The 13,757-nt window shown below is 35.2% G+C and carries 9 protein-coding genes; 3 read left to right on the forward strand and 6 right to left on the reverse strand.

Going from position 1 to position 13,757, the window contains the following annotated elements:
• The first annotated feature begins 26 nt into the window (after nucleotides 1-26).
• Together RBQ61_RS15090 and RBQ61_RS15095 are read left to right on the forward strand one after the other, a co-directional pair.
• Nucleotides 27-419, forward strand: coding sequence for a BlaI/MecI/CopY family transcriptional regulator (locus tag RBQ61_RS15090; protein WP_308138047.1), 393 nt, complete (start codon nucleotides 27-29; stop codon nucleotides 417-419).
• Nucleotides 412-2,034, forward strand: a complete 1,623-nt coding sequence (locus RBQ61_RS15095; protein WP_308138048.1) for a M56 family metallopeptidase — start codon at nucleotides 412-414, stop codon at nucleotides 2,032-2,034. The genes RBQ61_RS15090 and RBQ61_RS15095 overlap by 8 nt, the downstream gene beginning before the upstream one ends.
• Nucleotides 2,035-2,343: 309 nt before the next feature.
• Here RBQ61_RS15095 and RBQ61_RS15100 read toward each other — a convergent pair whose 3' ends face one another.
• From RBQ61_RS15100 to RBQ61_RS15110, 3 genes are all read right to left on the reverse strand, one after another.
• The gene (locus RBQ61_RS15100) at nucleotides 2,344-3,219 is read right to left on the reverse strand and encodes an AraC family transcriptional regulator (protein WP_308138049.1); all 876 of its coding nucleotides are present in this window, start codon (nucleotides 3,217-3,219) and stop codon (nucleotides 2,344-2,346) included.
• Nucleotides 3,220-3,412: 193 nt separating this feature from the next.
• Nucleotides 3,413-4,477 carry a hypothetical protein gene (locus RBQ61_RS15105; protein ID WP_308138050.1) on the reverse strand — a complete coding sequence of 355 codons (1,065 nt, stop codon included), beginning with the start codon at nucleotides 4,475-4,477 and terminating at the stop codon, nucleotides 3,413-3,415.
• Nucleotides 4,478-5,070: 593 nt separating this feature from the next.
• A complete protein-coding gene (locus RBQ61_RS15110; protein WP_308138051.1) occupies nucleotides 5,071-5,886 on the reverse strand; it encodes a MerR family transcriptional regulator in 816 nt (271 codons plus the stop codon).
• 114 nt (nucleotides 5,887-6,000) lie between these two features.
• Here RBQ61_RS15110 and RBQ61_RS15115 point away from each other — a divergent pair, with 114 nt between their 5' ends.
• Complete coding sequence (locus tag RBQ61_RS15115) at nucleotides 6,001-6,597, forward strand: flavodoxin family protein (protein WP_308138052.1); 597 nt, start codon at nucleotides 6,001-6,003, stop codon at nucleotides 6,595-6,597.
• A 160-nt stretch (nucleotides 6,598-6,757) separates the two neighbouring features.
• On the opposite strand, the gene RBQ61_RS15120 is transcribed toward RBQ61_RS15115, so the two are convergent.
• The 3 genes from RBQ61_RS15120 to RBQ61_RS15130 form a co-directional block, all read right to left on the reverse strand.
• On the reverse strand, nucleotides 6,758-7,651 hold the full coding sequence (locus RBQ61_RS15120) for a DUF3658 domain-containing protein (protein ID WP_308138053.1): 894 nt from the start codon (nucleotides 7,649-7,651) through the stop codon (nucleotides 6,758-6,760).
• Between the two features lie 80 nt (nucleotides 7,652-7,731).
• Complete coding sequence (locus RBQ61_RS15125; protein ID WP_308138054.1) at nucleotides 7,732-8,154, reverse strand: GNAT family N-acetyltransferase; 423 nt, start codon at nucleotides 8,152-8,154, stop codon at nucleotides 7,732-7,734.
• Nucleotides 8,155-8,365: 211 nt separating this feature from the next.
• On the reverse strand, nucleotides 8,366-13,726 hold the full coding sequence (locus RBQ61_RS15130) for an S-layer homology domain-containing protein (RefSeq protein WP_308138055.1): 5,361 nt from the start codon (nucleotides 13,724-13,726) through the stop codon (nucleotides 8,366-8,368).
• Nucleotides 13,727-13,757 lie beyond the last annotated feature (31 nt).

The raw sequence follows: 13,757 nt of genomic DNA on the forward strand, positions 1-13,757 counted from the left end.
ACACTTGTAGTGTTGGAGGTGGTAGAATGAATAAGCAAATAAATATATCTGATTCAGAATGGAAGGTTATGTGTGTGCTTTGGGAGAAACATCCACTGATGTCCAGCCAAATAATTCAAAGACTAGAAGCGAATAATTGGAAACCTAACACAATTCATACGCTTCTAAGCAGATTGGAGAACAAAAAGATCATAGGGGTAGAAAAAAAATCGAGATTTAAGGAATACTATCCCCTTGTGTCCAGAGAAGAATGCCAGATTATAGAAACAAAATCTTTTATAAAAAAAGTATACGACGGGTCAATTAAGATGTTTTTATCAAGCTATATTAATCAGGATAATTTATCACAAGATGATATAGAGTACTTAAAAAAATTAATTGAAGAAAAAGAACTAAATAGGAGCAAGAAAAATGATTAATATATTATTTAAAGAAATATTTCTTGCTTCTATTATAGGGAGTATATTATTTGCCTTTATTTCTTGTATGAAACAGCTTTTAAAAAAGCTATTAGACGTTACCAGTTCTTATAGACTTTGGTTTTTAATGATACTGTGTCTTCTGATACCCTTTATACCCGTTAATGCACCAGATTTTATAAAATATAACACCCCTAAAGCTGCAGAAGCACCTGTTGACAATATTGTGAAGAACATTAATGCAATTGAAATTGTTCAATTAGCTAAAGATAATATTAACAAGAATGCTTATGATAAAGAAATAGTGCTAGGGGATAAAACCAACTTTGATATTAACGTTTATGCTTCAATATGGCTATGCGGCGTGATGGTATATCTTATTTATATGTGTGCTGTTAATTATAAAATAAGAAAAATGATTGCAGAATCTAAACAAGATTTAGATTCTGATACTTTAAATGTATTTAATAAATGCAAACATAAGATGGGAATAAAAAAGGAAATCACTATTGCGTCTATTGAAGCTATTGAGCAGCCATGTATTTACGGCTTTTTCAAACCTGTTGTTTTATTATCGAATAAATGTCTGGTAAAATTATCTCTTAGTCAAAAAGAATATATCTGTATACATGAGCTGTCACATTATTTAAGAAAGGATAATTTGACTAATTGGCTGTTAATTGCTCTGAGAATAGTATATTGGTTTAATCCAATTATCGGATATGCAATTAATAGAATGAAAGAAGACTGTGAATTAGTCTGTGATGCTCTAACATTATCATATATTAATTATAATGAACATCAAAAATATGCAATGACAATAATAGATTTGTTAGATTCAGCGTTAAAAACTAGATATGTATTAACAACAGTGTCAATTATTAATGGAAGAAAGAGAATAGAAAGGAGAATTAACATGATCTATGATTTTAAAAATCCAACAAAATTAAAGAGATTTGCCAGTTGTCTAGTAGCTTTTTTAATAGCCGGCGTGAGTATCACAACAATATATGCTTTTAATAATGCTGAAAATAATTTTGAAGATGCAGTTGAAAGCAATATAACTAATGAGAGCAATGCTGATAAAAGCACCCAGGAAATGACTTTTACATGGCCTGTTCCGAGCTATAAAACAATTACATCAAATTATGGATTAAGATCCCGCTCGGTTTATTGTACAGAAGAAATCGATGGGAAAGAAAATATTGTATATGAAGAATGTGAAATTGGTAATATAAAAATATTGGCACCTAAAATAGAACAAGATACATTAGATAACAGAGTTGCTTTTCACAATGGGATCGACATACAAGCACCAATTGATGAAAAAATTGTTGCATCTGAAAACGGGACGATTTTATACAGCGGATTTGATAACGAATACGGCAAAACGATAATTATAAACCATGAAGAAGAAAACTACTCTATATATGCTCATTGCAATAAATTACTAGTAAAAGAGGGCGAAGTTATAACTAAGGGACAAGAAATAGCTAAGTCAGGATCTACAGGCCAATCTACAGGGCCTCATGTTCATTTCAGTATTGTTATGGATAATAAAATAAAGAATCCAATGGAATATTTGAATGTTGAAAATCTTTCTGAAGAGAATTAAACTTCTATAATTGAAACAAAGACAGTTATTTATATAAAAAAGCATATATAAATACAGATTACATACCGCAAAAAGTAAATTTCAATATATCTTTACAATACAGTGGTTCTAATTTTTTAATAAAAAGCGGCAAAGCTTGCAGCCCATTAAATAGACCTAAAGCTTTGCCGTAATTAATTTCATAATTTCTTTTTTGGATTTTTCATCTAATATCTCACTTGAAAAAGCTGCAGCAATAAATAAAGATATTTCCTCGTTTTTATGATTTCTGATTCTTGATTCATGAATATATTAAATTAAAGGAAATATCTACGAAATGATTGGAACCCATACCTCAATTCTACTATTCCCTTTCTCATCCATTTTTTCACCATATCGAATGAAATCCACTCGCGCTTTATCATTGAGTTGGCAATTCGACTGTGGAATCCATTCCTTATAAATGTAGTCCATGACTGACTGCATAGAATCCTTTACTTTTCCCTTATAGATAAAAACAACATATTTGCCTGCCGGTATTTCCAACACACTCATATCCAAAGCTACTCCTTCGGGCTCACTTACCTCCACTGCAGCGTAATAATCAAAAGCTAGATTCTCCTCTTTAAACATGGAATTGTTAGAATAGTCGTTGACCCCCACAACAAAATCTAAATCTATCCTATTTTTAATCCTACTCTTTTCTTTGTGCAACTTGTTCCATAGTCTCGGAATCACAAAAAAGCCTTTTTTTGTATTTGCCTTAAATCCCACAAGATAAGTTTCTTCTTTTGTAATCATTTCAATATCCATAATTCGGTCTCCCTTTAAATTTTTAAGGTTTCCACTCACTTCAAATTTCAACTGAATCGGATTAAACTGGTTTTTGCGACGATATTTTTGCGGAGTCTGTTTATACATACTTTTGAATGCAAGCGTAAATGCCTGTTGCGATTCATACCCAGCATCCAAGGCAATTTGAATTATCTGTTTATCTGTAAAAATCAATTTTTTTGCTGCTTCTGTTAATTGTCTGCGTTTAATATATTGGTGTAGTGTTATACCAACTAACCCTGTAAACATACGATGCAAATGATATTGCGAATATCCCACTGCATACGCAAGACTTTCCAAGTTTATTCCTTCGGTAATATGTTCTTCTATATAGTCAATTAAAAATTTGATCACCTGTTTATTATTATCCATGAGTATCACCTCCCCATTTATAGAATACCAGCACAAGCTACTTATTTTTTCATATTTCTTGCTATGCATATATATTTTTTCTCACATATGATTTTATCAATCTTTTCTTCTAAAAGCAAAAATTCTAATGGGTTAGATTATTATCAAGTCTCGGCAACGCTCGCCGAGGCACTGAGGTAGATGGGCATTTTGGTCACCTCTTTTTACAATAGTCTGAAACAATACAGCGCTGACATTTTGGAGTAGCTGTGCAAATTTCGCCAAATCCGGTAGCACAGTAACTCCAGATAATAGAATCAATTTCTGCCATGGTTATATGAAGGACATTACTTATTTCCTCCATAATATCTGCAACCTCTTGCTTTGTAGCAATGGGAGATTGGCAAATCCCCATTCTGTTCGAACCAAGAAAGCGGCAAATGTGGATATCAGGTTTTGCTCCATCAATCCCAACATTGCGTAAATATTCCCAAGCTAAAGCGGTACCGATATAGGCTAGCTTATATATCCCGGAAGATAAATCAGCTACGATTTTAATGGCGGGCTTTGAGGTAACATAAGCGTCTAAAGAGTGGTATTCCTTTTCTATTTGCTGTAACATGCAAATATTTTTTGCAAGATTGTTCATTTGATTGGCAGTACATCGGCTTCCGCATTTTAGCATTTTAATTCCTTTTATAAAATAATCGGAATTATGTTTCAGAATTTCATCACAATCATAGTCAAAAAACAAATTATCTATTTCTTTTAGATGTTGCTCCACTCGTTGCCATTGAACTTGCGCGCTTAGTTGAGAGTAAATAAGCCCACGCAAATGTTCTTGAAAAGTAAAAACTCTTCCATTTCTTCGCTCAGCCACATAGTTTGGGAATGAATTCGAATGCAAAAGATTATTTCGCAAAAGATATTTACGCATTGTGAGAAGAAATGAGTAGTCTTTTTCTTCATATACCTCTTTCAATAGTATTTTCTCCTTGAATCCCCCACGCTTATCCGCCTTTTCTTGGCGGATTGTTTCCAGCTGCTCTATGGAAAAACCCCTTGCTTTTATGATTGCACGCATTACCTCAAGCATATCGGCAAGTTCTTCGATGTCCTTGCTTTCTTGATATTCGGCGAGTTCCTCGTTTAGCTTTTCATCAAGCATCTTTATGTATTGTTCATCAGATAAAATTTCCGTGTTATAAGCCTTGCCGTCAGCTTTTATTATCTTGGGGATTTTATCACGAACTAATTTGTTGTAAACTTTAGTACTCATCTTTTATCCTCCTCTATTTTACAGTCCAAAATTTTGCAAATTTTTTTCTTAAAATTGGTAGCACATATCCTACTTTCCCATTTGAGTATTTGAAGCAGAATGTCACATCTTTTTTTCTTTAAAATCTTAGCAATGAGCAATTTAAAAACTTTTTGTAGCTTTCAGATATTTGATGCCCATATAACAATAAATCTTCACCCACTGGCAGAGGATTGATGTTATCACTTTCTGTCGTCTTAACACAATTGTGACAATGTTATATATAATAATATCAAATTTTTGTAATTTCTCAAGAGGAAAACGCTAAATAGCGAACACTCAAAATATCGTTGTTTAGTATTTTAAAAATTCACATCATAATAAAGAAACCAACTGTAGGTTTCTTTTGTATTATCCAATATTCTATCTCTATATGACAGATCCTTGCTCTTTGTTTGATTTTTGTAGTTCCGCAACTCATTAACGTGATTTGATTAGACAAAAATAGTGTGTAAAAATCGACTGGTTCCTTGTCCAAAGATTATTCTTTTTCATCAAAATCAATTTTATCCAAAATAAATCATCATTTAGAATGTGAGTAAATGTTGTTTTCTCTATTTTAATATGATTTGTACTGACACCTTAATCACATAATCCTCACTATTATTTACTGCCCAATCCCCAATTACCATTTCTTCATAAAACCATTCACCTAAGATTAGATTGTTATTACCGGCATATGTAAGAATTTCTTTGTAAGTGTTGACCAAATCTTCGTATCCTCCACAATGATATGTAACAAGGTAATCTCCAGAAGGTTTTAAAGTACAATCACAATTTTTCTTATTACAAGGTGTGCGCAAATAAAATATACATTGCTGGTTATAATTTTCCTGCTTTATGTCACAAGTACGATGAATCATGCCAGAAACTGGTCGAAACATTGTATCTCTTACAGAACGCATTAAATTACCAAATGCAAATGTCATTTTAGCGTCATCCGCATTCTCAAGAATTTCGGATAACCGCAGATGTTCTTGCAATTCTTTTCGAATAAAGAATTTGCTTTGTGATGCAATAGCTTGTTCCACACCCTTACGCGTGGCACACAAGCTAGCTTTTATTTGTCGAAGCTGTCTTATCTGTATATCAATTAAAGATTCTTGTTCTGAACATAAGGAAATCAGTTTTGATGGTGAACGATGACTCAAATATGACTTAATTTCTGATAAAGGCATACCAATTGTACGAAGTTGAGTTATAGTGCAAAAAGTATCATATTGAAGTACATGATAGTAACGATACCCGTTTTCATCTATATATTGTGGCACAAAGACACCAATGTCATTGTAGTGAAATAGTGTATGCTTGCTTACATTGCAAAGCTTCGCAAACTCTCCTGTAGATAAATGCATTTTTTTATTTTTCATATAAAAACCTCTCTTGACCGTAGGGTTACCCTATAGATTATACTAAATCTGTTATCATTTCACAATGATAAATACTTGTATTTAACCATATTAAAATTTAAGGGAGAAATAAAATTGAAAATTTTATTAGTTTCAGGAAGTCCAAGAAAGCGAGGTAATACCGCAAAGATTTTAGAACTGGTAAGCAACAAAATAAAGGATAAATTTGATGTCCAAATATGCTATTTAGCGGATTACCAAGTCAACGGCTGTTTGGGTTGTTCACATTGTCAAGAGGTTTTTGATAAACCGGGATGCATACAGAAAGATGATGCAGAAAAGCTACTGTACCGACTAATAGATTCAGATATCATTTTATATGGAACACCACTATATGGCCATTCCTATTCAGGTCAATTAAAGCTCTTTATGGACAGGCATGTTGCACTCTTCAAATTTGTATCAGGCAGCGATAAAGCTGTAAATGAAATGGAAATACGTTCTTTTATCAGTGACAAACCAGTTGGATTAATTGTATCTTGTCAGGGTCCGGAAGAGCAAAATACAGAGTTAATAAAAGCTCAGTTTGATAAATTCTGCGAATCATCTTTAGCTCATTGCTTTGGTAAATATATTTTTCCATGGTGTGATTCAACTGCTAAGCAATCTAAATATGCAGTTGAGACCTTGCAACAGATAATTGATGATATTCAACACCTTAGTGTAATGTAAGCCGTAAAATCGGCGACTGCTATTGCAAAAGAAATTGAGAACTGTTTTTTTGAATAAAAATATTCTAAGCCTGTAGATTGTAATCTACTTAAGGCTTAGAATATTTTCATTATAGACACAATCTGCTGACTTTTCTGATCTCGACTTAATTGTTATTTGTTCACACAATTACTTTCTTTAAAATTTTTCTATAAGGATGAGATATATTCTTATTTTCAACAATAGCCAGTTTGTTCTCCTCAATCATCTTATCTATACGCAAACCATACCAACTATCACTAACACCCAACTCGTAATTTCCCATAATCTTACCAATTAAACGAGCCATAAGAAAATCATCGTCAGGAATATTTTTTGTAATAATGTGATCATAATAATCTTCGGGAACAGAAATCAACTTTCCGTTTACAACAGCTCTTAATGGGGCGTTTTCCCTTACCAAGCCGAACCAACGGGTACTAAACATTATTTTTTCAGATTGAGATAATTGTCTTTCCAAAGGCAGGAATTGATAAAATTTCCCTGGCTCTATTTGCCCCCAGTCGCTATAACTAACAATTTCATTCTCAGATACTTGCTTATATTCCGGTAATGAAACAACGCTTAATTGGCAATCAATATTTCTTAACACATTGCAAATGAAGTAAAATCCGCAAGTCGAATAAGGGGTGTTACTCTTCCAAACTCGTACTGGAACGCCGTTGCTTGCAGCAGACAAAAGTTTTTTCATATCTTCGCGTTGATTTTGAAAAAACTGTTTCATCTCATCATCTCCAAACTCAAACTGTTTCCATATTTTTCTGAAAACAGTTTGACGCTCAATCCCATCAAATTCGCCGGATATATCCCCTATATCCAATGCAAATCCTATATAAACAACATCTTTTGAATCTCCGCCGACAGCCTGACCTTCAAAGTGTTTCTTTAATTCAGCTTTGGGTGGCTTTTTCCCAATATATCCGACAGCTCCGCCAACAATCATGCTTTTTTCATCATAGTTTTTTGCTATTTTCATAGAACCTTTTGTGCTATCACTAAATACGACCTCAAGCATTGTTCTTCCTCCTTATATTAGCTTTATTTTACCCCAAAACATTTAAGTATTACAACTTCATACAGTCAACTTTTTTATTTCTATTCTGTAAATCCTCTTTCCTCCATGCGGTCTGCTTTGACAAACTTAGCCATACCTGTCTTCATAATCCTAAAACCAAATTTTCTGTAAAAATCTTCTTTGCCTGGATTTGAATAAAGAATAAAATTGCAGCCTGGAAACTTATTTGTTATATTTTCAATTAAAATTCTTCCTATTCCCTTTCCCTGGTATTCTGGCAGTACCGCAACATCATAAATAGCCGCCTGCTTTACACAATCAGAAATTGCTCTTGAAACTCCAATTAATTTATCATTATCAAATACAAATACAGCGGCCTGGCTTCCTAAAAAAGCTCTTTTGCAAATTTCCGAATCTGTACCGCTTAACCCCGCAGCTCCCAGCAGAGAGCTCACTGTATTCCAGTCTATACCTTTTGTTTCAAATTTAATATTTATATTCAATTTTACCTCCAAATTATATGTTATATATCAGGTGAATTTTTACATTATTTTACCATAAATGCAATAAAAAAGATAGAAAAATGCTAGGTGAACTTAGCACATTTTTCTATCTTCAAACTTTACTTCTTTAAAGTTGCATTTTTTAAAATATACTCACGTCATATATTCCAATAGTTAATCATTTACAAGGACTCACATAGTTGAAATATTTCTATTTATTTTCAGATATCTCAACAAAACGCTTTATTACTGCACTAACCTCAGCTCTTGTCGCTGTACCTTTTGAGTCAAACCTGTTGTCTTCCCTTCCTGAGAACAGTCCTGCCATCTGCATCTGTTTAACTGCATTTTTGGCATAATAGCTTATTTCTTCATTATCTGCAAAGCTGTTTTCTGCTTGTAATTGTGGAAGCTCCAAGCCTATTGCCTTTGCGTAGTTTGCCATAATCACTGCCATTTGTTCTCTGGTAATAGCTTGCTCTGGTTCAAAGTAAGTATCTGATGTACCTCTTACAATTCCATTTTTGCTTGCCCATTCTATAAACGGCATATAGTAAGCATTTGAACTTACATCTGTAAAGTGACTATCTTTATAACTGCTTACATCAGCCTCTGCAAGTCTTCCAAGCACAGTAACAAACATTCCTCTTGTCATAGACATATTTGGAGAGAATTTGTCTTGGGCTGTCCCATCAAAAATTCCCCTTGAAGTTACAAAATCAATAGCATCCTTTGCCCAATGACCTTCAATATCTGTAAAAACAATTGTTATATCCGATTTATATCCCACTGCAAATTTTGAAAAATGGTCTGTCACAAAATTTACAGCTTTGATTCTTTCATCATAAGCAGAGTTTGGCATTTCCTGAATATCGCCATCTGCATTGATGTAGTAGGCAGCTATATTTTCAGCTTTTTCATTTTCACCCAAAACATACGGAATTGAGACTGCAATTTTACCTTTGCCAAAGTTTGTTACCTTAGTACCGTTTGTACCTATAATGGAAAACTCAAATACAGGACGGTCACCAACTATCTTCTTTGCTTCGGCTGAAAGGGTAGTTTTATCTGCATTTTTAGCAGACACAACTATATCTCCATTTATTTGCTTCTGGATAATTTTAAGCGTTTCAAGATCAAGGATAATTGTCCCTGCTTCGCTATCAATGCTAAACTCCTTTACTTCTTCTTTTACAAGCTTATCTATAAGTTCTTTTGAAAGATTGCCGTCTTTTCCAGCAGATACAGTTGATGCTTCAATTTTGCTTCTAGACTCATTCGCTTCAGATGGAGCTTTCTCATTATTAGTGGATGAATTTACTATGCTAAGTTTGCCATTTACGTAACTTACAGTATAATTTTCAGCATTTTTAAGCACACCGCCACTGATATTGATTGTATATTCACCTAAAGTACCAGTATCGATTGCTATTGTAGAAATTTCGGGTAATAAAGTAAAGCTGTCCTGATTTACAAGTCCTTTTGCAGTAAAGGTGAACTTAGGAAATTTACAACCCTTCACTACCTCTTTGTCATCCGCCTTAACAATAACGGCTTTTTTAGCTACTGTTATAGAAGCGGTATGCTTTGCTTCGTTGTAATCTAAGTCTTGAGCTTTTATCGCAGTTATGTTTACCGTGCCAGCTTTATGAATAGTAGCTGTACTGCCCTCTATGCTGATAATACTAGAATCTGAGCTTTCAAAGCTCACAATTCCTTTACCGTCTCCACCAGTAGTAGAAAGTGTAAAGCTGTTGTCACCATAGGTTTTACTTCCTATCTGATTTAGGTTAAAGCTTTTTTGGTCCTGCTTACGACTATCAAAGCTTAATTCACTGCTTATCGCGGTTTCATAATTGTTATCTCCGCTGTATATAGCTTTTATCTTATATATTTGATCTCCAATACCTGTATACATATATATTGCTGTATCATAATTGATTGGGACAGCTTCTGCTCCCAAAATCTTTATAGCCGTTCCGCTGGTGCTGTCTACAAATTTTATCGAACCAGTTGGTATATGTCCATTATCAACCTTAGACATTGTAGCCGTAAGTACCGCCTTGCGGATTCCATCATCTTCTGAGATGGCAGCGGTCACTATTACCTCCGGTGTTGCCTTACTTACAGAAAAAGTTACTGTATTTCTTTTATAATAATCATCAATAGGCTCATAATTCTTAATGGTTTCAACACTTGGCGTAAAAATTGCGCTAGATGTATTGGTGCCTCCATTTACCTCAGGAACTTCATCGCTATCTTCCCAATCAAAGTGCCCGTATTCAGTGCTGCCGCCTTTCAGTATGCTTGTGGACAGCTTCTGTCCATAGGTAATATCTGTTGCTGTAGGAAAGACTATACTTGGTGCCTCCGCCTTAGCAATGGTAATTTCACGAGTTGCACTCGAGGCATTATAGTTATCATCTTCCGCCTTGGTGGCTGTAACAGAAACTTTACCCGCTCCCATAATAGTTGCAGTATTACCGCTTATAGATAGTATACCGTTACCTTCCGAAACAATATATACCACTTCACCAGTTCCGCTGCCCCCCGTAGTGGAAAGCGAAAACTCCCCATAACCATATTTTTTATCTGTCACTTCAGAAATAATTAGCGGAACTTGCTCTGCTTTGGATATATTTACCCTAAAAGTAGTGCTGGCAGAAGTAACACTATCCGTTTCCCCCAAATCGATTTTCAAGGTGTAAATACCTGCATTAACAGGAACTTTATTCATTTTGTCAATGTCTTGTGTAGAATCTCCTTTATACCATAAAAATGTCACAACACCATTACTGTTAGTTAAAAAGTTGTTTTTTGCCGGTATAGCAATGCAGTTACCGCTGTATGTATATAGAGTTTCATAATCCTTATTTACAATACTACCTGTGAGCTTATTTACCGTTACCATAGCAGCATCGCTATTAACGGTATAACCGTCACAAGTTACGGCACAAAAATATGAATATATGCCCGCATCAAGATCTGGCGAAATAGCATAATTTGAATTTATTGCATTATCAATAGATATACCGTCCTTATACCATTGGTAGGTAACTGTTTTTCCTGAATCAACGGGTTGAGTTTGGACCTTCACGCCAAGTGTAGGAAAATTAGTATAACCATATGTCAAAGCTATACTTTTAGGCTGCTCTACAATCTTTATTGGAGCATAATTAATATTTATTATCTGCGTTCCATATACTCCGCTTCCATCAATTGCAGCTGCTTTTACAGTTACAGTACCTACTCCCGTAGCAGTCAAAAGACCTGTATCGCTTATAGTAGCACTTCCTGTTCCATTCTCTGCGCTCCAAATGACATTTTTTTCTGTTGCATTTGATGGTTCCACAGCAGCAATCATCCGAAGCAATCCACCATCCAGAACATCTTTTGCATTTTCAGCACCAGATACAGTTATCCCACTGACTGGTATAGCCTTTATAGTTATTAACAGAGTCCCATATATCCCGCTTTCGTCAGCTGCAGCTGCTTTTACAGTCACGGTACCTACTCCAGTAGCAGTCAAAAGACCTGTATCGCTTATAGTAGCACTTCCTGTTCCATTCTCTGTGCTCCAAATGACATTTTTTTCTGTTGCATTTGCTGGTTCCACAGTAGCAATCATCTGTAATGTTTCTTCATTGAATATGCTTGTATTCTCACTGGATACAGATATATCACTAACTGGTATAGCGTTAATCGTAATTAAAATGGTTCCATATACTCCACTTCCATCATTTGCTACTGCCTTAACGGTTACAGTACCTGCTCCAACAGCAGTTAAAAGACCTGTATCATTTATAGTCGCACTTCCTGTTCCGTTCATTACGCTCCATGTGACACCTTTTTCCGTTGCGCTCGATGGAGTCACAGCCGCAGCCATTTGCAGTGTTCCTCCTTTTAAAACGCTGGTAGCATTATCTTCAGCAGATACAGATATGTTCTCTACAGAAGGAATTTTTTTTACTATAAAGCTGGTTACTTCCGTACCATTGGCGAAAATGGTTATTCTTGAGCTGCCCGGCTCTACATCTGCAGGGGTTACACAAACTGTGCGCTGATATCCGCTTCCGTGAAAGATTATTTGGGAATCTGGAACAAAAGTAGTGTCAGATGAGGTTGCTGAAAGAGTAACACTTTCCCCAGCATAACCTATCGTAAAAGGAATGTCTCCCGTGCTGTCATTAATTGTCTGATCTCCGATTGGTGTCATTTTAGGCAATCCGGCGCTGTTAATCATAAGATTTACATTGCTAATTTTACATCCAGATGTTCCGCCCACTTCCACACGAATTATACGTGTGCCGGTAGGAATTAAACCACTGCCTACACTGCCTGATGAAATTTTATTACCGAAAGAATCCGTAAAAATTACATTTATGGCTCCACCATTTGTAAGATTGCACGATGTCGTATAAGTAAGAAAGCCAGCATCAATCATTTCACTAAACTTGCTTACATTAGTGGTCTGGTACATAAAATAAGGCGAATTATAAACGTGTGTAAATGCTCCTCCGCTAATATAAAAACGACCGCTAGGATCAGTCCAGCCATTCAGAGAGTTCCCCACACCGTTAACAATAAGATTTGTATCCATTTGCACGTCACTATTCACCGTAACAGAAAAGCGTGTAACCGCAGTTTTTGTACCGTCTGATATTGAAACCGTCACCGTAGACTGCCCTTCCTTGCCGCTGACTGCAGTAAGACTTAATTCTCCATGCCCGTCAGAAAGGCTTGCTGAAATATTAGAGTTTGGAATAAGCGACGTATTTGAAGAAGCCACAGATATTAAAAGATCTGCAAAATTCGTATCATCATCACTTACAGAAAAGCGAATGGGTCCAAGTGTTTCACCTGATACCATCCTTTGGTCAGGTATGGAAGAAATAACTGGCAGAGATGATATGTTGGGTGAAATTGTTAAAGAAAGGTCGTCAAACGCAGCAAGTCCGCAAGCAGAATAAGTACCAGTAATAATCACCCTCAAATATCTAACATTTGATGCAACTGCACCGGAAAGTGTTACCTGTGTCCATGTTTCTTCTGTAGTGGATTTTTCATATACAGGTGTACTTACAACATTTTTGTTCTCATCAAGCTCTTCGACACTTATTTTTGCTATGTTTCCGCCTGTGGCACTAAGCCATCCGCTCAAGTTAAAAACCATCGCATTATTATCAATATCAGCTGCATTTCCACTAATGTCAATATCTTGAAAACAGCTATGAGTGCCTTCTCCCACGGATGCTGATACTGTTGTGGCAAACCCCATGTAATATTCTCCACTATGCGGCACAATACTTAACACCGAAGTAATATCATTACCATTATACTTTTTTTCTATCTCAATAAATGTTGAAAAATCATTAACACTTTTATTAGAATATCCTAGATCACTACCGCTCCAGTAATTGCTGGTTAGCTTGCCATTGTCGTTTGTACCCTCTCCTCCCGGATTAGCTAATAAATTTGTGTTCAGTTCCGCAGCATTTGCGTATAGCGCTGAGCCCAGCAAAAGAATTAGACTAATGCTAAAGCAAAGCAAACCTTTTAGTGTTTGATTCATTATTTTTCCTCCTGTTTACCTCTTAAAATAA

This window comes from Sedimentibacter sp. MB35-C1 (genome assembly GCF_030913635.1).
Taxonomy (GTDB): Bacteria; Bacillota; Clostridia; order Tissierellales; family Sedimentibacteraceae; genus Sedimentibacter.